Source organism: Piscinibacter sp. PDB5-1 (assembly GCF_056676035.1).
The window spans coordinates 143,809-167,517 of sequence record NZ_JBWVZL010000001.1 but is presented as its reverse complement, the minus strand read 5'-3'; the positions used below and the strand labels follow the sequence as shown (position 1 = coordinate 167,517).

Here is a 23,709-nt window from a genome sequence, read left to right as displayed (position 1 = left end):
GCCTCAGGCCGTGGCCGGCATCGAACGGCTGCGCCGCCGAGCATGCACCCAGGCGGTCACGCGGGGGGCAAGGTCGATGAACGGGCGCTCGACCCAGCGGTAGGTTGCATAGCACCACAGCAGCAGCACCGGCGTGAGGGCAGCCGTGGCCAGCCAGTGCTGGCTGGCGTTGAGCGCCGTGGCGCTCGGCAGGCCCAGCTTGAACACGAAGTACAGCGCGACGCCGTGCCAGAGGTACAGGCCGTAGGTCAGCTCGCCCAGCGTGCGCGAGCTCGGCAGCACGAGCAACCCGAAAAGCGTGTTGCCGCACACCGGCGGAATGAAAGCGAGCGTCAGCAAGGCCGCCACCGGCAGGCGGTATGCATTGTCGAAGGCGACGACGGCGACGGCCACCGCGCCCAGCGTCAGTGCGCTGCCGAGCCGGCCGCGCAAGCGTGAGGCGATGGCTTCGCGCTCGACGCACAGCGCGGCGACGATCCCGCCGATGAAGAAGCTCAGCTTGGTCAGGTGAAACATCGGGATCGTGCTGGCCAGTACGCCACAGCCGACGACGCTCGCCACCAGCAGCCACGGCTTGCGTTCGCCGCGCAGCACCAGGGCCAGCAGCGGCAGGGCGATGTAGAAGAGCCACTCGTAGGGCAGGGTCCAGGTCACGCTGGCGACGATCTTCGACGTGCCGGCGAACGCGTTCACGTCGGGGTTGCCGTTGAACGTGAAGAGCAGCCAGCTGGCCAGGTGTGACAACAGATCGCCCAGGGGCTCTTTCAACTGTGCGCCGCCCAGCACCAGCACGGTCAGCAAGGCCACCGCCACGACCAGCAGGTACAGCGGCGACAGGCGCAGCACGCGGCCGATGTACAGGCCCGTCCAATCGACGGGCTGATGCCGGCGCTGCAGGATCTTTCTCGTGAACAGCAGTGCCGTGATCATGAAGAACAGGCCCACCGCGCTTTGCCCGAGGTGGCGAAACAGATTCGACGGCGGCAGGCTCCACTCGCCGGTCCGCGGGTAGTGGTACCAGATCGCTGCGTGCTGGATGAACACCCCCAGCGCCAGAAAGCCGCGCAAACCATCGATGGCGGCGAAGCGGCCGCTCTGCGCCGGGGCGCCGAACACGCGGGCGAGCACCGCGCTGGTGCCCAGGGCGATGGCCAGCATGCCCAGCACGAAGATCGGATTCAGCAGGTCGAGGTGGGGCCAGGTCATCGAAGCGGTGAAAGTTCGGCCCACTGTGCCACGCGGGCCCCAAGCCCAATGCGCATGGGGGATTGCCGCAGCGCAAGCCCGATGCGCGAGCCCGCCACTACCATGACCTTTTCTCGGCACTGCCACCGGTCAGGTGAAGGAGACGCCATGAGCACCGAGCACAGCTTCATCTACAAGGGTTTCTCGCTGCATTGCGACCCGGTGCAGCACACCGACGGCCGTTTCGGCGCCGAGCTGGTGGTCGGCAAAGGCATCGGCTACACGGTGTTCGAGCAGCGCTTTCCGGCGCTTGACCACTTCGGCACCGCACCCGAAGCCGTGCAGCACGCCCGCAAGGTGGGCGAGCGCTGGGTGGACGAGAACGGCTGAAGCCGGGTGCGTCAGTCGGGCGATGACTGCGACAGGGTCGCTTGCAATTGCGCCACGCCCACGGGCTTGGTCAAGTGGGCGTCGAAGCCCGATTCAAGCGTGCTGCGCTGGTCGCCCTGGCGGGCGTAACCGGTCATCGCCACCACCCGAAGCGCCGTACCAAAGCGCGCTCGCAGCTGCTTCATCACCGAGAAGCCGTCCAGCCCGGGCATGTTGAGGTCCAGCAGCACCACGTCGGGTTGGAAGACCTGGGCTGCTGCCAAGCCGTCCTCTCCATTGAATGCCGAGTGCGCCACGTGGCCCAGCAGGCTCAGCATCGTCACGGTGGACTGCGCTGCGTCCTCGTTGTCGTCGATCACCAGCACCCGCCGGCCGCTGACCATCGTCACGCCCTTGTCGGCGTTCGGCTGGGGCGGCATGGCGTCGCGCATCAAGGGCAACAGCATCGAGAAGGTGCTGCCCTGGTCGGGCCCGGGGCTCTCGGCCGTGAGCGTGCCGCCGTGCAACTCGGCCACCCTGCGCGCGAGGCTCAGGCCGATGCCCAGGCCGCTGTCGTTGGGGTGGCGCTCGACCTTTTCTTGCGCGAAGAGGCCGAAGATGCGTTCGAGCGCGTCGGGCGCGATGCCGATGCCCGAGTCTTTCACCGTGAGCAGCGCGGCCGCGCCCTGCACGCCGAGGCTCACGCAGATGTCGCCGCCTGCCGGCGTGTAGCGGGAGGCATTGCTCAGCAGGTTGTGGATGGCCTGCGCGAGCCGGGTCGCATCGCCGCTGGTCGTGACCGGGTTGTCGGGCAGGTCGAGTTGCAGCGCCTGGCCCTTGGCCACGAAAGGCGCGCGGGCGCTGTCCACGCTGGCGCGCACCACCTCTCGCAGGTCGAGCGGCTCGTGCAGCAGCGAGATCTTGCCGGTGGTGATGCGCGCCACGTCGAGCAGGTCGTCCACCAGGCGGGTGAGGTGCCCGACCTGCCGGTCCATCATCGGGCGAATGGCGTCCATGTAAGGCGGCAGGTCGCCTTTCATGGACATGATCTCGACCGCGTTGCGCAGCGGGGCGAGGGGGTTGCGCAGCTCGTGCGCAAGCATCGCGAGGAACTCTTCCATGCGGCGGCTCGATCTCTCGAGCTCCAGCATGCGGCGCTGCTCGGACAGGTCGCGCGTGACCTTGGCGAAGCCTCGCAAATGGCCGGCGCCGTCGAGCACCGGGGTGATGACCGCGCTCGACCAGAACACCTCGCCGCCCTTGCGCACACGCCAGCCCTCGGCTTCGGCGCGGCCACGCGTTCGTGCGACCTGCAACTCGCGCGCCGGTGCGCCGGCGGCCACATCCTCGGCGCAGAAAAACATCGAGAAATGCCGCCCTTGAACCTCTGCGGTGGTGTAGCCGGTGATGCGCTCGGAGCCGGCGTTCCACGTCAGCACGTGGCCGTCGGGGTCGAGCATGAAAAGCGCGTGGTCCTTCACCGCGCCCACGAGCAGGCGCAATTGCTCTTCGCTCTGGCGCAGCGCTTCTTCGTGGGCCCGCCGCTCGGTCAGGTCGCGCGTGACCTTGGCGAAACCGTCGAGCCGCCCGCTCGAATCGCGCAGCGCGGTGATCACCACGCTGGCCCAGAAGCGAGTGCCGTCCTTGCGCAGCCGCCAGCCTTCGTCTTCGACGCGCCCGGTGGCCGTGGCCCGGCGCAGCTCTTCGCGCGGCCAGCCGCTGGCAATGGCCTCGTCTGAGTAGAAAGTCTCGAACGAGCGGCCGATGATCTCGTGCGCCGCGTAGCCCTTCAGCCGCTGCGCGCCAGCGTTCCAGCTCTGCACGATGCCGTTCGCATCGAGCATGAAGATGGCGTAGTCCTGCACGCTTTCGACCAGCAGGCGGAAGCGTTCTTCAGACGCATGCGGATGGGCGGGCTCGGGGCTGTGTGAGGGGCGTGTCATCGCAGGGGCGCGGCCGCGCAAGGCATCGAGGGGGCGCGGCAGTCAGGCATGCGGCAAGTCTACGGGGGGGCGCGTGCCGGTGTCGGCCAGGGGCCTCCGACACGGCCGATGGTCACCGGCGTCCACCCGAAGGCCCGGCACCAACGAAAAACGGGCCGCAAGGGCCCGTCGTTCTTTGGTCTTCGATGATCTGGCGGAGAGGGCGTCGGCGAGATGATCGGCTGCAACCCGCATGAATGCTTGCTGTTGAGGCAGTTTCTCGGTAGCGAGTCCCCCTTCGATTCCCCCAGGCCCTTTCCGCTGCCTCGTTGAGCGCGTCGGGGCGCCAGTTGCCCCGCGCGAGGCGTTGCTGGCTGTCCACAGCGCAGGCGCAAAAAAGCCGCCCGGAGGCGGCTGCGCAGTGTGCGGCGTGCCCTACTTGTCGAGCGTCGCGGTCGCTGCCTGGATGAACGTCTGAAAGCGTTGAACGGTCAGGCGCACCATGCCCTGCGGGGCTTGCTTCGACCATCCGTATTCGAGGCGCTGGCCGTAGACCATGCCGTTCATGATCACGACGCGCTCGCCGGCCTTGACCCGCTCCACGGCGGTGACGGCTGCTGCGATGGCCCTGGCCCCGGTCTTGTCGAGCGCGGCGATCGGTGCGCGGTGAATGATCGGCCCGCTGGTGATCACTTCCCAGTTGCTGCGGAAGCGGCCGGTGTCGACGGGAGAGCGAAGCACCACGCTGCGGAAAACGTCGATCGCCACCTTGCGCAGCACCGTGTCGGCGTTGGCTTCGGCCTTCTTGATGAAGTCGCCCACGGCGAGCGAGAAACGGGCTTGGCTCATGGTCGTGCGTACTCCGCCATGAACACGCGGTAATCGGGGTGCAGCATGCGAACGCGTGCTTCGAGGGCGTCGCACGTTTCAGACGCCTCGCGTGCAACACGTACCGCGGGGCCGGCAGCGCACGAGCCGCTGTTGAACGCGACGAGTTCGCGCGGCGTGCCGTCTTCGGCCGGTTGATCGGGGTCACAGTGCCCGGCATCCATGACGACGATGAAGAGCGTTGGAACAACCTCTTGAACGAGGGTGGCTTCGAGCCCATGCAGGCGGGTGATCAGTGCTTTGGTCGGCATGCTGCTCACTCCCTGCCAGGAACGCACGCGTCGGCGAAGGCCTCGAACGTCAGCACCTCATGCCCAAGCGAGCGCAGGTGCTCGGCTTCCGGCCCGTGCTCTTCGCCTTCCGCCACGATGTGGGGCAGTTCACCAGCTTGTGCCGTCCGCTCCGTAGCGCCAATTTCCGCAAGGCGGCGCTTCCATGCTTCCTTCACCATCTGGCGATCTCCTTCGAGTTGTGGTCGTACAGGACGCCGCTGCCGTCGGGCCTGAGGATGCCCAGCAAGCCGAAGTCCACGCTCTGCGGCAAAACAAGGTACAGGCCGGGCGCTGATGCTGCGGCCACCACCTCGGCGGGCGTCTGGCCGTCTTCGAGATCGAGCACGCCGTGGAATCGGCCGGTGCCGGCTGTCTCCAGTTCTGCAATGCGGCGCTTCAATGCTGCGTTGACCATGGTCGTTTCTCCTTGGGGTTCGACTGCGCGGCTTCGATCGCCGCCAGCCGCTTCTCGAACTCGGCGCCCTCAATGAGCCGCCCGAGAATGGACAGCACGTTGGCGAGCTTCGAGACGTCGTTCACGTCACGACGGCCGGCCTTTCCCTCGCGGTAGAGCTTGGCCATCTCGTTGCGCACGTCGTCGACTGTGTTCAACGGGCAGCGCAGCCGGGGGGGAGGGGTCGCATCTTCCTCAGGCGGGGCGCGCCCTCGCGCGGGTTTTGTGGTGCCTTTTCCTGCCACTTATCACCCCCTGAAGCTGCGCAGCGCCTGCTGCACGTAGGCCTTGTTCGATAGGTCCATTTGTTGAAGGACCGACATGAGTTCGCTGCGCGTGACACCAGCCGCCACGTTGTTGACGATCGACACGCCGCCGCCGAGGCGGTTGTTCGGGGTGACGCTGCCCCCCTGCGCGCCGGTCATCAGGTAGTCTTTGCCGCCGCTGGTCAGCATCTCGGGCCCGCGTTCGTTCACCCGGTAGAGCCGGCCAGCACCGACGGGGCCGCCCATCTCGCGCTTGCCGCCGAAGAGGCCCGCAAGGGCGCCGATCCACCCGCTGGCGGGCGTGCCCGAGCTGGGGCCCGGCGAGCCGACGCCGGTGATCACCTTGAGGATGTCGACGGCCTGCGCCTGGATCTGCATGCGGATGAGGTCTTCGATCACCGAGCGGGCGAAGTCTCCAAACTTCGTCTTCCCGTTGATCGCGAAGTCGGCTAGCCCACCACCGATGCGCGAGAACGTCGCGTCCCAGGTTTGATTCACGCGCTGCGCGTCCTCTTCTGCGGCCTCGGCCTGGTCGCGTCTACCCAGTAGGCCCTGGCGCTCCCGCAGCAGTTCAATCTGGCGTTCCAGCGCGCGTGCCTGCACTGCGGCGGCTTCGCTGCTGCCGAGCGCCGCGAGTTCCTCTTCCTTGAGGGCGATCGCGCCCGAGATGCGGGCTTGAATGATCGCCGTGCGGGCAGACCCTTCTTTGCCGATCAAGTCGATCTCGTCGCGCAGGTAGCCGTTCAAATCTTCCAGGCGAAGCGTTTCCTCGGTGCTCGCTCGGGCCAGGTCAAGCCGGGTGCGGGCCATGAGTTGGCCGGCGCGCTCCTGCTCGCGTAGGGCTTCGGCGTTCGCCTTCGACACGTCGACTTCTTCGGCGGCTGCCAGGATGGCCGTGCGCAGTTGCGGGGTCAGGGTGCCGAGCCGGCCCTTCTGGATGTCGCGCAGGGCCTGCTCGGACGCACTCAGCTGGTCGATGCGCTCGCGCTGCTGCTCCAGGCTTTCGAGGTAGCGGCGGCCCTCGGCCACCGGGTCGGTTTTGGCTCCTGGCTTCTCGGCGAACTTGTCGCGGATCGAAGCGAGCACCGGCGCGCGCTCGTCCGAGGACAGGCCGGCGCGGTCGGCGAGGGCGTTTGCGGCGGCCAATTCCTTGGCCAGCTTCTGCTGGCGCGTGAGGCTGGCTTCGCGCAGCTTGTCGAACTGGATGCGGGCCTGCTGCCCGGCGAGTTGCTTGCTTTGCGCGGCGGCCGACTCTTCCTCGACCTTGCGCTGCGCCTGCAGGGTCTGCAGTTGCTGGCGGAGAAGCGCGGCCTGCGCGGTCGCCTGCGCGCCCATGCCGCGGCCGACACCGGGGTTCGCGGCGGCCATCCTCTCGGCCGCAACGATCTGCGCCTCCAGGGCCTTGATCTGGTCGTTGATGGTGCTGGGCCGGCCGATGCCCATTGCCGCGTCCCAGGCGTCGCTGGCGGCCCGGGTGACCCTTCGCCAGGCGGCTTCGAGAAGCCCGACCTCGTTGGCCGCAGTGCCCACGCGTTCCGAGAGCGCGCGCATGGTGACCACGATGGCCTCTTGCTCGCGGCCCTGTTCTTCGAGGGTGCGGATGTAGGCGAGCTGAGCAGCGGTCAGAAAGTTGTACTGGCGGTTTGTCTGCTCGGCCCACTTGGTGACGCCGTCGGACATGGCCAGGAAGCGCTGCGCCACTTCTTCCGACGCGGTGCCCGTGGCCTTCTGGAAGAGCTGCGCGGCACGTGCGGTTTCCTTGAGCGCGTCGCCGCCGAGCCGGCCGCTTTCGACGAGGGTCAGCAGCGTGGCGCGCGCCGAGGCGACCCCTGCGCCGGTCTCTTCCCCCAGCGTGCGCGCGAGGCCTTCCACCTGCCCGCGCGTCACGCCCGCGGCATTGCCGGTGAGCAGGATCGCCCGCGTCAGGCGAGCCGACTCCTGGTCGCCACGGATGGCAGCCAGCGCCAGCGCGCCGATGCCACCGGCCAGGCCACCGACGATCACGCGGGCGCCGCTGATGAGCGTGCCGAGCGCGCGCACCGAGTTTCCGACGCCGCCGAAAGTGCCCGACAACTGCGACCCCTGCTGCACCAGCGCAACGAACGGGTTCCCGCCGCTCAGCACCTGCACGCCGAAGTCGTTCAACTGGTAGGCGAGCTGCTGCGTTTGGTGTGCGGTCAGCTTTGTGGCCTGCGCCGCCGCCGTGGCGGCCACGCTGTTCCTGCGGAATGCTGCCTCGACGCGGCCGGCGGCCAGCTCGGTCTGCTTGGAACTGGTTGCCAGCTCCTTCAGCTCTTTGGAGGCAGCTCCGGCGTTCGACTCGATGTCGATGCGAAGTCTGGCGATGTCGGTCATGACGGTTGCCTCCTCATGCGCGCGCCGAGGCAGGGCGGCCCAGGTGCTCGTCGACGTAGGCATTCAGCAGCGCCTGCGTGGCTTGGTGGTACCCGTCGAGCAACTTCGCGAGGGCGTCCCGGCTGAAGGGCAGGTCAACGCCCGACCAGTCGGACACGACTTCCGCGAGGGCATCGAGGTCGCTGCGGTCCTTCATCGCCTTGGGATCGAAGAAGGCCTGCATCTCGGTCTTGGTCTTGCGAACGAAGGTAACGCTGATCGGCACGCTCGGGCCACCTGGGACAGGAATGGACACTTGCGCGGTGAAGGTCTTGGGAGGGGTCAGGGTGAGCATGTGCGGCACCTTCGGTTAGGCGCGCAGCTTTGTGCGCTTGAGGTCTTCGATCGTCTTGCGGGCAACTCCAAACAGCGCGTGTTTGCCGTGAGCGGCCTCCGTTGTCGAGGCGAGCAGGGATTCCGCCAGGCCGCGCTCGTCCATCTTCACGACGCGCTTGGTGAGCGCCGCCACGGTCGCGATGCCACGTCGCGCCCAAGCCACCTGTGCGCGGCCCGTCTCAATGGCGAAGGCCTTGCCCGGGTCGCTCAGCCTGGCCAACTGGTTCCACAGTTCGCGCATGAACCTGACCTCATGGTCGAGCTGGGGGATCGGCGAGCGCAGCAGGGCGACCATCAGGCGTTCGTTGCCCGGCTCGGCCTTCATGCGAGTAATGATCTTGCCGCGCTCTTCGACCGACTGCTGGCGCCACCAATCGCGAATCTCGCGGTCTTCGACTGCCGCGACAGTGTTGTTGGGCGCGATGCTCGGAACTTGCAGCAGCTCGACTTCCGCCTTGTCCCAGTGCCGCTCCTCAACATCGACGCTGGAGTCGGCGACCGCGATCCGCTCGACCAGTTGGCGACGCAGCGGCGCCAGCTTTTGCTCTTTGCCGAGCGCGCTGAGCGTCGCGTCCGACTCGATCGCGGCGATTGCGTCGGCAGTGCTTGCCAGGTTTTCCGTTGCGCCCGTAAACATGGTGACGGGAAGCGTTGCCATGTCGAAGCCGGCAGGCTGTGGGAGCTCGAAGATGCCGACGTGGTCGATTTGGTATCGCGTGACGCCAGTGGATGGGTCGACTTCAGTTCTCAGTGCCATGGTGTTCTTTCTCAGCGCAGGATTGACGAAGGGGTTGGTGTGCGGGTGCCCCATTGATCCATTGGCAGGGCCAAGGCGGGGAGTTCAAGCTCGTTCGCGACGCGTGCAAGCTGGCCGTGCAGTTGGTAAAGCTCGGCGTCGGTCATCCCGCTCGCATGCGGTTGAACGCCTGGGATGGGGGTGGTGATCTGGTGGCGGAGGGATGCGCCGTCCGCATTCACCGTGACGGTGACGCAGAAGCGATCGAGGACGATGGTGCGGCTGTCGCCGGGTGTTGCCATGGTGAAACCTTTTGGGAAATGCGCGGCTTTGCCGCTGGTCAGAGAAGCCCCGTTGGGGGCACCGAGTGGGGAACGGGCTGCGGAACTGCTGCCCGAGGTGATGCAGCGACGCGGGTTTGCGCGCCACATAGGAAAGGTGTGGGGGCGGATGACCGTCAGTGCGGTGCGTTGCCGGCCTGGCTTTGCCTTGAAAGCGGGGGCGTTTCGTTTCGCCCGTTTCACCGTTCCATCCATAGAGGATGGGTGGAACGTTTCAGGTGGGAATGCGGGTTGCGTTTCAATACGCGTTTCACTGAAACGCAAGGATTGGCGCGGGGTTGCGGCCATTTCCATGACAAGCGTTTCAGCGAGCGTTTCACTTTTCGCGTGCACCCGCGTTTCAGCCATCGTTTCAGCGTTCATAGCGCCTCGGCCTCCTTGCGGCCCTTGGGCGTGAGGCACCAGACATTCGCGCGCGTCTTCTCCGCGAGGCCCTGTGCTTTGAGCTTGTCCATCGTGCGAGACACGCGCGCCTTGTTGGGCGTGCCGGCGCCGTTGGCCCATCCGCATGCGAGCGATAGCTGCGCGAACGACTCCTTGGGCTTGCGCAGCATGGCGAGCAGAAGGCGGTTCTCGTCGTCGAGTGCCTTGGCCTCGATCTGCTCTGCTCGTTCGTCGGGCACGTGGCGTGCGGCCACGCTGCTGATGGGCCTGCCTCGGCAGTCGTCGTGGCCCAGCTCGTGGGATGCAAGCTCGAAGCGAATCGGATCGAAGCTCTGGCCGCGGATCTTCCCGGCCCAGTGCAGCGTGACGATTCCGCTCTCGTCGCGCCACACGGTGAGGTTGGCATCGACTTCGGCCAGGAAGGCACCGCCGCCGCGTGGCAGCAAGTTGTCTTTGGTCGCGCTCTTGGTCGGGTGGCACAGCACGAACACGGTGGGCTTACCGGGCAGCGTGGTGAGTTCGCGCAGGGCAGAGGCATGCCGGCGCATCGCGACGTTGTCGTTCTCGTCCTCGGCGGCGTAGAAGGCAGCGGAGGTGTCCACGAACACCGCGACCAGGTTTTCGCAAGCGTGGGCGGTTGCCGACTCCATCCAATCGATCTGGTCGAGAAGGTTGAAGGTGCCCGGCACCACCATCAGGTGCGTGTTGCTGCCCAGGCACGAAAGCTCCTGCACCGACGTGTTCGCCTCTTCGAGGTTCGCCATCAAGCGCATGGCGTAGTCGTCAGGGTTCTCGCCGGCCAGCACCAGCACCGAGCCCTTGGTGACCTCGCGGCCGGCGAAGGCTCGGCCCGTGCGCAATGCGATCTGCAGGGCCGCGCAGAGGGTGGTCTTCCCGCTGCCCGTCGCACCCGTGATCGACACCAGCCCACCACGTGGCACTGGCAGGCCATCGATGATCGATTCCAGCGGCTTGAAGTCGGCCAGGAACTTGCGAGCGGTCGCGAGTTGCGGCCTGGGGCGCTCGGGCAAAGCCAGCACCGCGGCCACTCAGGCAACCCCCACCTGTTCCAACACGCGCTCGACCTCCGCCGTGTCGGCCAGTGCGCGGACCATGCCCCAGCGGCCGAGGAAGTAGCGCACAGGGCCGTCGGCCGCGTCGGAGCGCCAGAGCTGCCAGCCACGGAGCGCGGCCTTGGCAACGAGCGTCGTCCAGGCCTTCGAATCGTGCTCGGTGGCCTCGGTGAGTTGGCACCTCATTGCGCACCCCCTGCGCGTTCCAGGCCTTCCTGCAGCGCGGTGCAAAAGCCGTGAATCAGCGCCTCGTCGCGCATCTGCATCACACCCAGCACAGCGATCGTCACGAGGTAGGGCGAGGCGCGGCCCGAGCGGGCGTCGGCGGCCACGGTGCAGCCGTACTCGCGGCCGAGGGTGTAGGTCTTCAGGGGCTGGCCGTCGTCGCCGCGCTCGAAGCGGTCGAGCGACTGGAACCCGTGCATGACCCGCGCCTGGTTGCGCGCGTTGTCGATGAAGTCGCTCATCAGGCGGCCACCTTCACGGCGCCGCGGCCCTTCGCCTCGATCCAGTCGCGCACGTCTTCGGCGCGCCACGCGACCATTCGCGTCCCGAGCTTCACGGGCTGGGGGAAGTTGCCCAACTTGACTTCGGTGTACAGCTTCGTGTTGCCGTAGCCGACGAGGGCGAGGACAGTGGGTTTCCGGATGAAACCCGTTGCCGGTAGGACGGGGACTTGATTCATACCTGACGCTCCTTTGCGTTCGTCGTGCATCGCGTGAATCGCGCTGCACATGGACGAATGCTCAAGGGGTCAGGTCATCTCATGTGGAAGTGAAAAGGCGTTTTCAGTTCCAGCGGCTAGAAGCCGAACTGCTTGCGCGTCCGAGCGGGGAGTTCAGAGGGGAAGAACAAGCGCAGCATCGCGCGCTTCTCTTCATGCGTCCAAGATTTGGCGGCAGTGGCTGTCGCGTCGCGCTCGATGGTGAACTCGTCTTCCCAGCCTGATACAGCCTCCAACAGCCCCTTGCGCCCAATCACAAGGCGTGTGAGCTGATGGGACGATCCGGGGACGAAGAGGTGACCGCCGTCGGGCAACCTGGTCAGCAGCTCTGAGAGAGCTTTGCACGCTTCGCCACGCGTGAGCCCAGCCCCTTCAAGCTTGAACACCATCAGGCAGATGGCGTGGTTGCGGCTCTGCATCGCGATCTCGTCTTGTGGCTGACGACGATTCCCTTTGCCTTGGCCCTGGGATGTCAAGCCGAAGGCTCCCCCCAGTTTCCAATCGTGCGCCTGTGCCCGAATTAGCCCGTCTTGGATCACCTCCAAGACCCACAAGGGCGGGTAGAGCTTTGCGTGCGTGGCATGCATAAACGCCTGCAACGCATAGATGCGGTTGCCGGTGTCGTTGTGGAGTACGGCCAGCACCTCAATCGCCCGCACGGCATCTGCATATTGAGGCTCGACACCCCAGGTAATGGGGGCCCATTCAGCCGTCGTTCCGTCCATCGATTCCTGCGTTCCGGCGGAAACCACAGGCGCGATGATGTGGTCGCCAAATGGCGGGTACGTCACGAAGAACATTGACTGGTGGCCCAGCCCTTCTTCGGTCGTGGAGGGGGAATCAGCGGGGGCATGCCCCGCTGTTGAGGGCGTCGACGGCGAAACCGGCTGAGGCTTCGCGTTGTTCTTCTGCTCGCTCACCCAGCATTCCTATCGCTGGTTCGCCTACGCTGACGACGGGCCCGCGGGATCGGCTGGTCAACGGCGCGCGCGAGGAATGACCGAAACGCTCGATCGGTGCGCAAGTCGTCGGCGTGCTGACACAGCTTCTCGTCGGCCTCATCGAGCAGCTGCAAATGCGCCCGGACTCGCTCGAGGCGAGGCGCTTCCTCGTCAATGTCTCGCAGGCCCATCAACTCGCGGCGCAGGCACACACGCAGGAAGTCGCGCTGCTGCGGGTTGAGCGAGAAGCATGCACGAGTGAACGCTTCGGCGTCGTCAGGCGTCGGAGTGGCTGATCCATGATCAGCCTGACGACTCCCTTTCGCCGCTCGCGAACGCGATTGGATGCGGGCGATGGCCTCGTGCGCATCCAGCTCGGAGATCGCTTCCAGGATAAGCCCGCGTGCGAGAGCTTCTTCCTTGTCGTCTTTGGTGACCATGGGCGAAGCGTTGTTCGAAGCCATGAGGTTCACCCGGAACTCTCGGCGGGCATCTGCTGCGAGGGTGCGTAGCTCATCGCCGGCTTTGCCCAGTTGGCCGACCCTCCCGTGCACGAGCAGTGAGCCGGCGAACAGGCGATCACGCCCGAGGAATGCGGAGCGCTCGAATTCAGCCATGGGACACCTCCCGTGCAACGAAGTCGCTGTAGTCGGGCGGGGCGTTGGGTACAGTGTTGGTAGCCATGGTGCACGTCATTTCAGGGTGGGTGCGTTGTGGTGAGGCCGTTCCTCGGGTTGCCGCCCTTGGTTCGGCCGCTTTGCCTCAGTGCGCTGAGGCGCCGTGTCACTCGTTCGGGTCAGGCTCCTTCGCCTTGTCGATGCGGTCACGCACCCATGCCGCGCCGCCGAGCCGCTGCATCTTGTCGCGCTGCTTGGGCTTCATCTTCAGCGTCACCGGGACCATCGCTTCGCCCTCGGGAAGGGGCTTGCGGCCTTGCCCGCGACCGGGCCCGCCTTGACCTGTTAGCTTCGTCATGGGTGATTATGGTATTCCTAAATTCAAGGATGTCAACACCTGCCACGTTGCCCCGCGGACTGCTGCTCTAAATCAAACACGCTGACGCGTTTTCGGCGGTGGCAGCGTGTGACCGCCGAGAAGAATCGTCCCGTGCGACTTTCCCAATTCGTGCGGTCACGACATCGGATCGCAGCATGCAATGCGACCGAATACAGGCCTCGGATTCGATCAAGATCGAGCGATCGAGGTTGATCGTGTGGCTGGTCTGCGCGTCCGACCAGCTAACCCCCAACTCATGGTGTGAGCAGGTAGCTGGTTCGATGGGCGAACTATCCCAGCGTGGCATTTCTCGCATGGAGCGCGAGCTACTTGCCGCCTTGAGAACCGGAACCAAGGAAGGTGTCCCGCAGGATCTGAAGTCCGTGAAGGCCGGCTTCCGCATGCCTACTGTCTTCCGCCAACAGGCTTGCGCTGACGCTCTCAAGTTCAAGGTGCAGCAGTTCACCCGCCTTGGCGCGGTCTGCCTCTGGCATCGCCTTGAACATGGCCCGAACGATGCCGAAAAGCCCTGCGAGTTGGGCCTCGTTGCGCCAAAGGCGATCCTCCAGCTCCCGCTCTTTGTCCGTCATCAAGCAGCCCTCAGTGGAACCACCTTCGCGCCTTGGCGCAGGGCGTCCAGGTGATCGGCATACCACTGCATCATCTTGCGGCGCTGGGGGACGTAGGTCGCGAAGTTGTAGGCCGCGCTTACGGCGTTGCGCTCCTGGTGCGCAAGCTGCAGTTCGATGTGCATGTGCTCGAAGCCCTGTTCGTGCAGGATGGTCGATGCGATGCCCCGAAAGCCGTGCCCCGTCATGCGGTGCTTGTAGCCCATGCGCTCGATGGCCTTCAGCATCGTGTTGTTCGACATCGGGCGTTCGTGGTCGCGCTCACCGGGGAACAACAAGCCGCTGAGACCGCGCAGTTCATGCAGGTTGCGCAGCACGTCGACGGCCTGGGTCGAGAGCGGCACGATGTGCGGCGTCCGCATCTTCATGCGCTCGGGCGGGATGCGCCATTCGGCAGCGTCGAGGTCGACTTCATCCCAGCGGGCGCCGATCAGCTCGCCGGTGCGAACGAAGGTGAGGGCGATCAGCTTCAGGGCAAACCGGGTGTAAGGCGAGCCGGCGTAACCCTCCATCTTGCGCAGCAGGTCGGGCAGTTCCTTCGCGTCGAGCCGCGCATAGTTCTCCTTGCGCCGCGGCTTGAGTGCATCGCTCGGGCGCACGTCCGCGGCCGGGTTGCGCTCGATGACCCCGTGGGCCACGGCGAAGCGGAAGATCTGGCCGCAGGTCTGCAGCGAGCGCTTGGCAATGTCGAGCGCGCCGCGCGCCTCCACCTTCTTCGCCATGGCCAGCAGTTGCGGCGCCGTGATCTCGGCGATCGGCCGGCGGCCTAGGTCGGGGAACACGTCGGCCTCAAGCCGGCGCATCACGTATTCGGCGTGCCGGTCGGTCTTCGTGCCCTTCCACTGCTCGAACCACTGCCGGGCGACGGCCTCGAACGTGTTGCCCAGCGCGATGCGCTTCGCGGCCTTGGCGTCGTGCTTGACCTGCATGGGGTCGGTGCCCTGCTGCAGCAGCAGACGCGCAGCATCACGGTCGCGCCTGGCCTGAGCGAGAGACACAGCCGGGTAGCTGCCTATCGCGAGTCGCCTTTCCTTCCCAGCGTAGCGGTACTTCCAGCGCCAGTGCTTCGAGCCGTTCGGTTGCACCTCAAGGTAGAGGCCGCCGCTGTCCGGATATCGGGAGCGGGGAAACTTCTGCGCGCTTGGGATGAACTTGGCGTTCCTGCACGCGGTGTCGGTGAGGGGCATGGCGGGGGACTTTCCGGCTTAAGTGGGGGCATCTTTCGCCCCGGTCCCCCAAATGTGCCCCCGGAAAAGTGCGGGTGTCAACGAACGCTAGCGAACGACACCAAACAAAAAGCCCCGGAAACACTGGGTTTGCGGGGCTTGCTGCGACCCTTGGCGGGCCTCTGCGAATGCATCACTGGCGGAGAGGGCGGGATTCGAACCCGCGGGGGGTTATTAGCCCCCACACGCTTTCCAGGCGTGCGACTTAAACCGCTCATCCACCTCTCCGGAAGCCGGCGAGTTTAGCGTACCCGCTGCAGGGCATGCGCACGCAGCACATCGAGCGTCACGAACTCGAGCGCGTTCACGTGGGTGGACTCGAGCACCACCGGTGGCGCGACACCGGCATCGAGCGCTTCTTTCCAGCGCAGTGCGCACAGGCACCAGCGCTCGCCGGGCTGCAGGCCGCGAAAGCGGTATTCGGGGCGTGGGGTGGACAGGTTGTTGCCGCGTGTGAGCGAGAACGCGAGAAAGTCGGCCGTGAGCTTCGCGCAGATCACATGCGTGCCCGGGTCGTCGTCGCCTGTGTGGCAACAGCCGTCGCGGTAGTAGCCGGTCAGCGGGTCGTAAGAGCAGGGCACAAGCTCGGTGCCGAGAACGTTGCGGGCCATGGTCAGGGCGTGGTGCGTGACTTGAGCAGGGTCATGGCGGTGCCGATGAGTGCCGACACCTCGGTCATGTTGCCCGGCACGATCATTGTGTTGTTGGTCTTGGCCAGTTGGGCGTAGGCATCGACGGCCTTCTCGGCCACCTTGAGGTTGACGGCTTCCATGCCGCCCGGCTGTCGAATCGCTTCGGCGATCTTGCGGATGGCGTCAGCCGTGGCGTCGGCCACCGCGACGATGGCTGAGGCCTCGCCCTGGGCCTGGTTGATCTCGGCCTGGCGCTGGCCTTCGGAGCGCGCGATGAAAGCCTCGCGCTCACCGGTGGCGATGTTGATCTGCTCTTGCTTGCGGCCTTCGCTGGCGGCGATGAGGGCACGCTTCTCGCGTTCGGCGGTGATCTGTGCCTGCATCGACCGCAAGATTTCGGCCGGTGGCGTCAGGTCCTTGATCTCGTAGCGCAGCACCTTCACGCCCCAGTTGCTGGCGGCTTCGTCGAGCGCGTTCACCACCGAGGCGTTGATCGCGTCGCGCTCTTCGAAGGTCTTGTCGAGTTCCATCTTGCCGATCACCGAGCGCAGCAGCGTTTGCGCGAGTTGCGTGATGGCGAACACGTAGTTGCTCGAACCATAGCTCGCGCGCATCGGGTCGGTGATCTGGAAGTAGATGATCCCGTCCACCTGCAGCTGCGTGTTGTCGCGGGTGATGCAGACCTGGCTCGGCACGTCGAGCGGCACCTCTTTCAGCGAGTGCTTGTAGGCCACGCGCTCGAAGAAAGGCACGATGAACTTGAGCCCCGGCGTGAGCGTGCGGTCGTACTTGCCCAGCCGCTCGACGACCCAGGCGTTTTGTTGCGGCACGATGTTGACGGCACGCGCGACGAAGATCGCGGCGATGACGAAAAGAATGAGGGCGATTTCCATGGCGGGTCGGCTCCTTCAGGGGGTGAGGGGTGGCGTTGAGAACGGCCGGTGATTCAGTCCAGCGGCGCGACGGGGGACAGCACCAGCCAGTTGCCTTCGACGGCTTGCACGCGGTGCTCGCCGGGCTGGGCGGGCGCCCCGGGCGACAGGCGTGCCGACCAAGTCGAGCCGCGGTACCTGACGCGCGCCGTGCGGGTGTCGTCCCAGGCGGTGACGACGATGCGCTCGCCGATGTCGAGGTTGGCGTCGCGGTTCTCGCGCACGGGGGCGGACCGCGGCTGGCGCATGCGGCGCCAGTGCCACAGGCCGGTGGCGCCGCCGCCCACGAGGGCGGCCACGGCGACCTGCACGGTGGGGCTCGCGCCCAGGTGCGCGGCGAGTGCGGCAGCGGCCATGCCCAGGGCAATCATCAAGAGATAGAAGGTGCCGGAGGCCAACTCGGCCGCGACGGCAACCCCGGCGGCCACCCACCAGAACGTCGCCAGAGATGGATCCATGGGCACTCCTTGCGAGACGGTGCGGGGCAGTGTACAGAGGGTCATTCGCTGGCCCTACACTCGCGCTTCCTTCGTTCAGCCCCTGCCGACGCCCATGCTGCGCTTTAGCTTTCCCATCGTCATCATCGACGAGGACTTCCGCTCCGAGAACACCTCTGGTCTGGGCATTCGCGCGCTTGCCGCGGCGATCGAAAAAGAGGGCTTCGAGGTGCTCGGTGCCACGAGCTACGGTGACCTGTCGCAGTTCGCTCAGCAGCAAAGCCGTGCGTCGGCGTTCATCTTGTCGATCGACGACGAAGAGTTCATCCAGGGGCCGGGGCTGTCGCCCGCCGTCGTGAACCTGCGCAAGTTCATCGACGAGATCCGCCGCAAGAACGCCGAGATCCCGATCTATCTTTACGGCGAGACGCGCACCTCGCAGCACTTGCCCAACGACATCCTGCGCGAGCTGCACGGCTTCATCCACATGTTCGAAGACACGCCCGAGTTCGTGGCGCGTCACATCATCCGCGAGGCCAAGTCGTACATGGACGGGCTGGCGCCGCCGTTCTTTCGCGCGCTGGTCGATTACGCGCACGACGGCTCGTACTCGTGGCACTGCCCGGGGCACTCGGGCGGCGTGGCCTTCTTGAAGAGCCCGGTGGGGCGCATGTTCCACCAGTTCTTCGGCGAAAACATGCTGCGTGCCGACGTGTGCAACAGCGTCGATGAACTCGGCCAGTTGCTCGACCACACCGGCCCCATCTACGAGAGCGAGCGCAACGCGGCGCGCATCTTCAACGCCGACCATTGCTTCTTTGTCACCAACGGCACCAGCACCAGCAACAAGATGGTGTGGCACCACGCCGTGGCGCCGGGCGATGTGGTCGTGGTCGACCGCAACTGCCACAAGTCGATCCTGCACGCGATCATCATGACCGGCGCGGTGCCGGTGTTCATGCGGCCGACGCGGAACCACTACGGGATCATCGGCCCGATCCCCGAGTCCGAGTTCTCGCCCGCGGCCATCCGCAAGAAGATCGCGGCCAACCCGCTGCTGTCGGGCGTCGATGCCAAGAAGGTCAAACCGCGCATCTTGACGCTCACGCAGAGCACCTACGACGGCGTGCTCTACAACACCGAGACCATCAAGCACTCGCTGGATGGCTACATCGACACGCTGCACTTCGACGAAGCCTGGCTGCCGCACGCGGCCTTCCACGACTTCTATGGCTACTACCACGCCATGGGGCGCAGCCGGCCGCGCCCGAAAGACCAGATCGTCTTCGCCACGCAATCGACGCACAAGCTGCTGGCCGGCCTGAGCCAGGCATCTCAAGTGCTGGTGCAGGACTCGCAGACCCGCAAGCTCGACCGCCACCTCTTCAACGAGGCCTACCTGATGCACTCGTCCACCAGCCCGCAGTACGCGATCATCGCCTCGTGCGACATCGCCGCGGCCATGATGGAAGCGCCCGGCGGCACGGCCCTGGTCGAAGAGAGCATCCTCGAATCGCTCGACTTCCGCCGCGCGATGCGCAAGGTCGCCAAAGAGTACGGCAAGGACTGGTGGTTCAAGGTCTGGGGGCCGGACAAGCTCTCGACCGACGGCATCGGCACGCGCGACGACTGGATGCTCAACGCCAACGAGAAGTGGCACGGCTTCGGCAATTTGGCCGAGGGCTTCAACCTGCTCGACCCGATCAAGAGCACCGTCATCACGCCGGGGCTCGACGTGGCGGGCAAGTTCGCCAAGACCGGCATTCCGGCGAGCATCGTCACCAAGTACCTGGCCGAGCACGGCGTGGTGGTCGAGAAGACGGGGCTGTACTCGTTCTTCATCATGTTCACCATCGGCATCACCAAGGGCCGCTGGAACACCCTCCTCACGGCCTTGCAGCAGTTCAAGGACGACTACGACAAGAACGCGCCGCTGTGGCGCATCCTCCCCGAGTTCGTGGCCTCGCACCCGCGCTACGAGCGCATGGGCCTGCGCGACCTGAGTCAGGCCATCCACGAGGCCTATGCCAAGGGCGACATCGCGCGGCTCACCACCGAGATGTACCTGTCGGACCTGCAGCCTGCCATGAAGCCGAGCGACGCCTTTGCCTGCATCGCCCACCGCGAGACCGAACGTGTCGCCATCGACGACCTCGAAGGCCGCATCACGACCTCGTTGCTGACGCCTTACCCGCCGGGCATCCCGCTGCTCATTCCGGGTGAGCGCTTCAACAAGAAGATCGTCGACTACCTGAAGTTCACGCGCGAATTCAACGCCAAGTTCCCGGGCTTCGACACCGACGTGCACGGTCTGGTCGAAGACGACGGCGACCGCGAGACCCACAGCTACTTCGTGGACTGCGTGCCGCTGGACCGCTGAGCCTGTTGCCGCCGATGAGCGAGGCATCCGCCCCCTGGCCCCGCTGGGTCGCCGACATCGGCGGCACCAACGCCCGCTTTGCCTGGGCCGCCGGCCCGGGCGAGCCGCTCAGCGACGACGCGACCTACCCCTGCGCCGACCACGCCTCGATCGAGGACGCGATGCGGCACTACCTGGCCGAGCACGGCAAGGCGGTGCCGCGCTGGTGCGCCATCGGCATCGCCACGCCGGTGATGGGTGACGCGGTGCGCATGACCAACCACCACTGGGCGTTTTCAGTCGAAGACGTGCGCCAGCGGCTGGGCCTGGAGCGCCTGGTGGTCATCAACGACTTCACGGCTTTGGCGCTTTCGCTGCCGACGCTCTCCGCGAACGAGCTGCGGCAGGTCGGCGGCAAGAGCCCCGCCGATGGCGCCGCGGTCGCTTTGCTGGGGCCGGGTACCGGCCTCGGTGTTTCCGGCCTGTTGCCCATGCCAGGTGGCAAGCGCTGGCTGCCCATCGCCGGCGAGGGCGGCCACGTCACGCTCGGCGGGGCCGATGCCTTCGAAGACCAGGTGATCGAGCGCCTGCGGGCGCGCTTCGGCCACGCCTCGGCCGAGCGCGCGCTGTCGGGCCCCGGCCTGCAGAACCTGCACCGAGCCATCTGCGAGCTGGAAGGCATCGACCCCGGTGAGCCCAGCGCCGCCGACATCGCCGGTCGCGGCGTGGCCGAGGCCGACAGCCCCTGCGGCCGCACGCTGGCGGTGTTCTTCAGCCTGCTCGGCACGGTGGCGGGCAACCTGGCGCTGTCGCTGGGCGCGCGCGGAGGCGTCTACCTGGGCGGTGGCATCGTGCCGCGCCTGGGGGCGGCGATCGACGCATCCCGCTTTCGTGAGCGCTTCGCCGACAAGGGGCGCTACCGCGAGTACCTCGGGCCGATCCCGGTGTGGGTCATCGAAGCGACAACTTCGCCGGCCCTGCGCGGCGCGCTGCGGGCGCTCGACCCGTAGCCCGCGCCAAAAAGCAAAACGGCCCGCCGAAGCGAGCCGTTTGCACAGGGGGCGAAGGTGCCGAGGCTGTCAGCCCGCAGCCGCCTCGGCGCCACCGGCCATGGCGTGGCTGAAGCCGCCGTCCACGTAGGTGATCTCCGACGTGACGCCGGCGGCGAGGTCCGACAGCAGGAAGGCCGCCACGTTGCCCACGTCGTCGATGGTGACGTTGCGGCGCAGCGGCGCGTTCTGCTCGACCACGTCGAGGATCTTGCCGAAGCCCTTGATGCCCGAGGCCGCCAGCGTCTTGATCGGCCCGGCCGAGATGCCGTTCACGCGGATGCCCTTGGCACCCAGGCTGCCGGCGAGGTAACGCACGCTGGCTTCGAGCGAGGCCTTGGCCAGGCCCATGGTGTTGTAGCTGGGCACGATGCGCATGGCGCCGAGGTAGGTCAGCGTCAACAGCGCGGCGTTGGGGCGCAGGTAGGGCAGGGCGGTCTTGGCCAGCGCCGGGAAGCTGTAGCTCGAGATGTCGTGTGCAATGCGGAACGACTCGCGCGACAGGCCATCGAGAAAATCACCGGCGATGGCTTCACGCGGAGCGAACCCGATCGAATGCACGAAGCCGTCGAACTGCGGCCAGACTTCGGCGAGTTGCGTGAACAGCGCGTTGATCTGCGCGTCGTCTCCCACGTCGCAATCGAACACCAGCTTCGAGCCGAACTCGGCGGCGAATTCGGAGACGCGGTCGCGGAAGCGCTCACCCACGTAGCTGAACGCCAGTTCGGCGCCTTCGCGGTGGCAGGCCCGGGCGATGCCGTAGGCGATGGATCGGTTGGACAGCACGCCCGTGATCAGCAGGCGTTTGCCGGCGAGGAAACCCATGTTCTTCTCTCCGAAATAGGAAACGGGGCGGGATTCTCGCACGCAGCTTCGGCCTTCTTTTTCTCTGCGGTAGCGGGGGGCGCACGGGGATGGGGCGAGTGGGGTCTTGGTGAGTCCCCGCGCACTTGACAGTTTTGGGACTTGTGACTAGCCCAACGCCCGGATACAATCCCGTCTTTCGCAAGAAAACTGCAATGGGCGGATTCTTCCAGCCCATTTTTTTTGCTTGATCGGCTTTCGGGCCGACTGAAACGAACAGGGCTGAATAACTTGGCGATGAGTTGGCAAAGTGCCGTTGAACGCACCGTGACCGGTCTGGGTTACGACTTGGTGGACTGCGAACGCAGCGCCAACGGCCTGCTGCGCGTCTACATCGACCGCCTGCCCAACGACCCCGCGGGCGAGTACATCGTGGTCGAAGACTGCGAGAAGGTCACCCGCCAGCTGCAGCACGTGCTTGAGGTCGAGGGTTGCGCCTATGAGCGGCTCGAAGTGTCGTCCCCCGGCCTCGACCGCCCGCTCAAGAAGGCGGCTGACTATGCGCGCTTTTCAGGCCAAGAGATCGAGTTGACCTTGAAGATGCCCTTCCAGGGCCGCAAGAAATACCGCGGCGTGCTCGAAGCCGTCGGTGAAGGCTGGCGCGTCGTGTTCAACGACGGCAAGGTCGATCAGGCCCTGGATTTTTCGCTCGAAGAAGTAAGAGAGGCCCGCTTGGTGCCCGTTTTGGATTTCAAAGGTCGGCGTTTCCAGCCTGCCGACGAGTCCACGGCAGGCACCGACACGACGGCCGAGGAAACTGACGGAGATCGTAAGCAATGAACCGCGAACTGTTGATGCTGGTGGACGCCATCTCGCGCGAGAAGAGCGTGGACCGTGAGGTCGTGTTCGCCGCCGTCGAATCGGCGCTGGCTTCGGCCAGCAAGAAGCTGCATGGCGGCGAGGTGGACATCCGCGTGACCATCGACCGCGAAAGCGGCGACTACGAAACCTTCCGTCGCTGGCACGTCGTGCCCAATGAAGCCGGTCTGCAACTGCCCGACTCGGAAATCCTGCTGTTCGAAGCGCAAGAGCAGATCTCCGACATCGAGGTCGATGATTACATCGAAGAGCCGGTCGAGTCCGTCACCATCGGGCGCATCGGTGCGCAGGCGGCCAAGCAGGTCATCCTGCAGAAGATCCGCGACGCCGAGCGCGAGCAGCTGCTGACCGACTTCTTGTCGCGCGGCGACAAGATCTTCGTCGGCACCGTCAAGCGCCTCGACAAGGGCGACGTCATCGTCGAGTCGGGCCGCGTTGAAGGCCGGCTGCGCCGCAACGAAATGATCCCGAAGGAAAACCTGCGCACCGGCGACCGCGTGCGTGCGTTCATCCTCGAAGTAGATACCACCCTGCGTGGCCCGCAGATCGTGCTGTCGCGCAGCGCACCGGGTTTCATGATCGAGCTCTTCGCGCAAGAAGTGCCCGAGATCGAACAAGGCCTGCTCGAAATCAAGAGCTGCGCCCGCGATGCGGGTTCGCGCGCCAAGATCGCCGTCGTCTCGCACGACAAGCGTGTCGATCCCATCGGCACCTGCGTCGGCGTTCGCGGTTCGCGTGTGAATGCGGTCACCAACGAGTTGGCCGGCGAGCGCGTGGACATCGTGCTGTGGTCCGAAGACCCGGCCCAGTTCGTGATCGGCGCGCTGGCCCCGGCCAACGTGCAATCGATCGTCGTCGATGAAGAGCGCCATGCGATGGACGTGGTGGTGGACGAGGAAAACCTCGCCATCGCCATCGGCCGCGGCGGCCAGAACGTGCGTCTCGCCTCCGAGATGACCGGCTGGCGCATCAACATCATGACGGCCGAAGAATCGCAGGCCAAGCAGACCGAAGAAACCGACGGGCTGCGCAAGCTGTTCGTCGAGAAGCTCGACGTCGATGTGGAAGTCGCCGACATCCTGATCGCCGAAGGCTTCGGCAGCCTGGAAGAAGTGGCTTACGTGCCGATGCAGGAAATGCTCGACATCGAAGGCTTCGACGAAGACACCGTCAACGAGCTGCGCACCCGTGCCAAGGACGCGCTGCTGACGATGGAAATCGCCCAGGAAGAAAAGGTCGAAGACGTGTCGCAGAACCTGCGCGACCTCGACGGCCTGAACACCGACCTGATTGCGAAGCTGGCCGACGCTGGCATCCACACCCGTGACGACCTTGCCGACCTCGCCGTCGATGAGCTGACCGAAATCGCGGGCGTGGACGACGAAAAGGCCAAGGCCTTGATCATGAAGGCACGTGAACATTGGTTCACGACCTGACCTCCCGCACCGCCTCGTTCACACACGCCGCACCGCACGTAGTAC

At 65.9% G+C, this 23,709-nt stretch carries 29 protein-coding genes and 1 tRNA gene; 5 read left to right on the top strand and 25 right to left on the bottom strand.

The features are described from left to right. Positions 1-3 precede the first annotated feature (3 nt). Positions 4-1,206 carry an acyltransferase family protein gene (locus AC1KAT_RS00835; protein ID WP_480321802.1) on the bottom strand — a complete coding sequence of 401 codons (1,203 nt, stop codon included), beginning with the start codon at positions 1,204-1,206 and terminating at the stop codon, positions 4-6. Between the two features lie 147 nt (positions 1,207-1,353). Here AC1KAT_RS00835 and AC1KAT_RS00830 point away from each other — a divergent pair, with 147 nt between their 5' ends. Next, complete coding sequence (locus AC1KAT_RS00830; protein ID WP_480321800.1) at positions 1,354-1,575, top strand: hypothetical protein; 222 nt, start codon at positions 1,354-1,356, stop codon at positions 1,573-1,575. Between the two features lie 11 nt (positions 1,576-1,586). Here AC1KAT_RS00830 and AC1KAT_RS00825 read toward each other — a convergent pair whose 3' ends face one another. From AC1KAT_RS00825 to AC1KAT_RS00715, 23 genes are all read right to left on the bottom strand, one after another. Then, positions 1,587-3,497: a PAS domain-containing hybrid sensor histidine kinase/response regulator gene (locus AC1KAT_RS00825; RefSeq protein WP_480321798.1), complete on the bottom strand. Its 1,911-nt coding sequence runs from the start codon at positions 3,495-3,497 to the stop codon at positions 1,587-1,589. 414 nt (positions 3,498-3,911) lie between these two features. Next, positions 3,912-4,298 carry an HK97 gp10 family phage protein gene (locus AC1KAT_RS00820; protein ID WP_480321797.1) on the bottom strand — a complete coding sequence of 129 codons (387 nt, stop codon included), beginning with the start codon at positions 4,296-4,298 and terminating at the stop codon, positions 3,912-3,914. A 23-nt stretch (positions 4,299-4,321) separates the two neighbouring features. Continuing rightward, the gene (locus AC1KAT_RS00815; RefSeq protein ID WP_480321795.1) at positions 4,322-4,615 is read right to left on the bottom strand and encodes a hypothetical protein; all 294 of its coding nucleotides are present in this window, start codon (positions 4,613-4,615) and stop codon (positions 4,322-4,324) included. 5 nt (positions 4,616-4,620) lie between these two features. Further along, positions 4,621-4,815 (bottom strand): hypothetical protein, encoded by a 195-nt coding sequence (locus tag AC1KAT_RS00810; protein ID WP_480321793.1) that lies wholly within the window; start codon positions 4,813-4,815, stop codon positions 4,621-4,623. After that, the gene (locus AC1KAT_RS00805; protein ID WP_480321791.1) at positions 4,809-5,051 is read right to left on the bottom strand and encodes a hypothetical protein; all 243 of its coding nucleotides are present in this window, start codon (positions 5,049-5,051) and stop codon (positions 4,809-4,811) included. The genes AC1KAT_RS00810 and AC1KAT_RS00805 overlap by 7 nt, the downstream gene beginning before the upstream one ends. Next, positions 5,033-5,230 carry a hypothetical protein gene (locus tag AC1KAT_RS00800; protein ID WP_480321789.1) on the bottom strand — a complete coding sequence of 66 codons (198 nt, stop codon included), beginning with the start codon at positions 5,228-5,230 and terminating at the stop codon, positions 5,033-5,035. Before AC1KAT_RS00800 ends, AC1KAT_RS00805 begins: the two co-directional genes overlap by 19 nt. Before the next feature lie 108 nt (positions 5,231-5,338). Further along, positions 5,339-7,711, bottom strand: a complete 2,373-nt coding sequence (locus tag AC1KAT_RS00795) for a phage tail length tape measure family protein (protein ID WP_480321787.1) — start codon at positions 7,709-7,711, stop codon at positions 5,339-5,341. A 13-nt stretch (positions 7,712-7,724) separates the two neighbouring features. Continuing rightward, a complete protein-coding gene (locus AC1KAT_RS00790) occupies positions 7,725-8,045 on the bottom strand; it encodes a phage tail assembly chaperone (RefSeq protein ID WP_480321785.1) in 321 nt (106 codons plus the stop codon). A gap of 15 nt (positions 8,046-8,060) precedes the next feature. Further along, positions 8,061-8,843 carry a hypothetical protein gene (locus AC1KAT_RS00785; protein WP_480321784.1) on the bottom strand — a complete coding sequence of 261 codons (783 nt, stop codon included), beginning with the start codon at positions 8,841-8,843 and terminating at the stop codon, positions 8,061-8,063. 11 nt (positions 8,844-8,854) lie between these two features. Then, a complete protein-coding gene (locus AC1KAT_RS00780) occupies positions 8,855-9,526 on the bottom strand; it encodes a hypothetical protein (protein WP_480321782.1) in 672 nt (223 codons plus the stop codon). Then, positions 9,523-10,587, bottom strand: a complete 1,065-nt coding sequence (locus AC1KAT_RS00775; protein ID WP_480321780.1) for an AAA family ATPase — start codon at positions 10,585-10,587, stop codon at positions 9,523-9,525. The genes AC1KAT_RS00780 and AC1KAT_RS00775 overlap by 4 nt, the downstream gene beginning before the upstream one ends. A gap of 9 nt (positions 10,588-10,596) precedes the next feature. After that, positions 10,597-10,806 (bottom strand): hypothetical protein, encoded by a 210-nt coding sequence (locus AC1KAT_RS00770; RefSeq protein WP_480321778.1) that lies wholly within the window; start codon positions 10,804-10,806, stop codon positions 10,597-10,599. Further along, positions 10,803-11,087: a hypothetical protein gene (locus tag AC1KAT_RS00765; protein ID WP_480321776.1), complete on the bottom strand. Its 285-nt coding sequence runs from the start codon at positions 11,085-11,087 to the stop codon at positions 10,803-10,805. Before AC1KAT_RS00765 ends, AC1KAT_RS00770 begins: the two co-directional genes overlap by 4 nt. Next, entirely contained in the window at positions 11,087-11,305 is a 219-nt protein-coding gene (locus AC1KAT_RS00760; RefSeq protein WP_480321774.1) for a helix-turn-helix transcriptional regulator, read from the bottom strand. Before AC1KAT_RS00760 ends, AC1KAT_RS00765 begins: the two co-directional genes overlap by 1 nt. 116 nt (positions 11,306-11,421) lie before the next feature. Continuing rightward, a complete protein-coding gene (locus tag AC1KAT_RS00755) occupies positions 11,422-12,264 on the bottom strand; it encodes a hypothetical protein (protein WP_480321772.1) in 843 nt (280 codons plus the stop codon). Then, positions 12,261-12,902 carry a hypothetical protein gene (locus AC1KAT_RS00750; protein ID WP_480321770.1) on the bottom strand — a complete coding sequence of 214 codons (642 nt, stop codon included), beginning with the start codon at positions 12,900-12,902 and terminating at the stop codon, positions 12,261-12,263. The genes AC1KAT_RS00755 and AC1KAT_RS00750 overlap by 4 nt, the downstream gene beginning before the upstream one ends. 166 nt (positions 12,903-13,068) lie before the next feature. Next, complete coding sequence (locus tag AC1KAT_RS00745; RefSeq protein WP_480321768.1) at positions 13,069-13,260, bottom strand: hypothetical protein; 192 nt, start codon at positions 13,258-13,260, stop codon at positions 13,069-13,071. A 347-nt stretch (positions 13,261-13,607) separates the two neighbouring features. Further along, positions 13,608-13,871 carry a hypothetical protein gene (locus tag AC1KAT_RS00740; RefSeq protein ID WP_480321766.1) on the bottom strand — a complete coding sequence of 88 codons (264 nt, stop codon included), beginning with the start codon at positions 13,869-13,871 and terminating at the stop codon, positions 13,608-13,610. Continuing rightward, positions 13,871-15,097, bottom strand: a complete 1,227-nt coding sequence (locus tag AC1KAT_RS00735) for a tyrosine-type recombinase/integrase (RefSeq protein WP_480321764.1) — start codon at positions 15,095-15,097, stop codon at positions 13,871-13,873. The genes AC1KAT_RS00740 and AC1KAT_RS00735 overlap by 1 nt, the downstream gene beginning before the upstream one ends. A gap of 176 nt (positions 15,098-15,273) precedes the next feature. Beyond that, positions 15,274-15,364, bottom strand: a tRNA-Ser gene (locus tag AC1KAT_RS00730). Positions 15,365-15,378: 14 nt separating this feature from the next. Next, positions 15,379-15,747 (bottom strand): DUF2237 domain-containing protein, encoded by a 369-nt coding sequence (locus AC1KAT_RS00725; RefSeq protein ID WP_480321762.1) that lies wholly within the window; start codon positions 15,745-15,747, stop codon positions 15,379-15,381. Positions 15,748-15,749: 2 nt separating this feature from the next. Continuing rightward, entirely contained in the window at positions 15,750-16,661 is a 912-nt protein-coding gene (locus AC1KAT_RS00720) for an SPFH domain-containing protein (RefSeq protein WP_480321760.1), read from the bottom strand. Between the two features lie 53 nt (positions 16,662-16,714). Further along, positions 16,715-17,158: an NfeD family protein gene (locus tag AC1KAT_RS00715; protein WP_480321758.1), complete on the bottom strand. Its 444-nt coding sequence runs from the start codon at positions 17,156-17,158 to the stop codon at positions 16,715-16,717. Between the two features lie 94 nt (positions 17,159-17,252). Here AC1KAT_RS00715 and AC1KAT_RS00710 point away from each other — a divergent pair, with 94 nt between their 5' ends. Further along, complete coding sequence (locus tag AC1KAT_RS00710; protein ID WP_480321756.1) at positions 17,253-19,517, top strand: Orn/Lys/Arg family decarboxylase; 2,265 nt, start codon at positions 17,253-17,255, stop codon at positions 19,515-19,517. 14 nt (positions 19,518-19,531) lie between these two features. Next, a complete protein-coding gene (gene glk, locus AC1KAT_RS00705; RefSeq protein WP_480321754.1) occupies positions 19,532-20,506 on the top strand; it encodes a glucokinase in 975 nt (324 codons plus the stop codon). Positions 20,507-20,575: 69 nt separating this feature from the next. Here glk and fabI read toward each other — a convergent pair whose 3' ends face one another. Further along, complete coding sequence (fabI, locus tag AC1KAT_RS00700) at positions 20,576-21,370, bottom strand: enoyl-ACP reductase FabI (protein WP_480321752.1); 795 nt, start codon at positions 21,368-21,370, stop codon at positions 20,576-20,578. A 276-nt stretch (positions 21,371-21,646) separates the two neighbouring features. On the opposite strand from fabI, the gene rimP reads away from it, so the two are divergent. Together rimP and nusA are read left to right on the top strand one after the other, a co-directional pair. After that, on the top strand, positions 21,647-22,189 hold the full coding sequence (gene rimP, locus AC1KAT_RS00695) for a ribosome maturation factor RimP (protein WP_480321750.1): 543 nt from the start codon (positions 21,647-21,649) through the stop codon (positions 22,187-22,189). Further along, positions 22,186-23,664 (top strand): transcription termination factor NusA, encoded by a 1,479-nt coding sequence (nusA, locus tag AC1KAT_RS00690; protein ID WP_480321748.1) that lies wholly within the window; start codon positions 22,186-22,188, stop codon positions 23,662-23,664. Before rimP ends, nusA begins: the two co-directional genes overlap by 4 nt. Positions 23,665-23,709 lie beyond the last annotated feature (45 nt).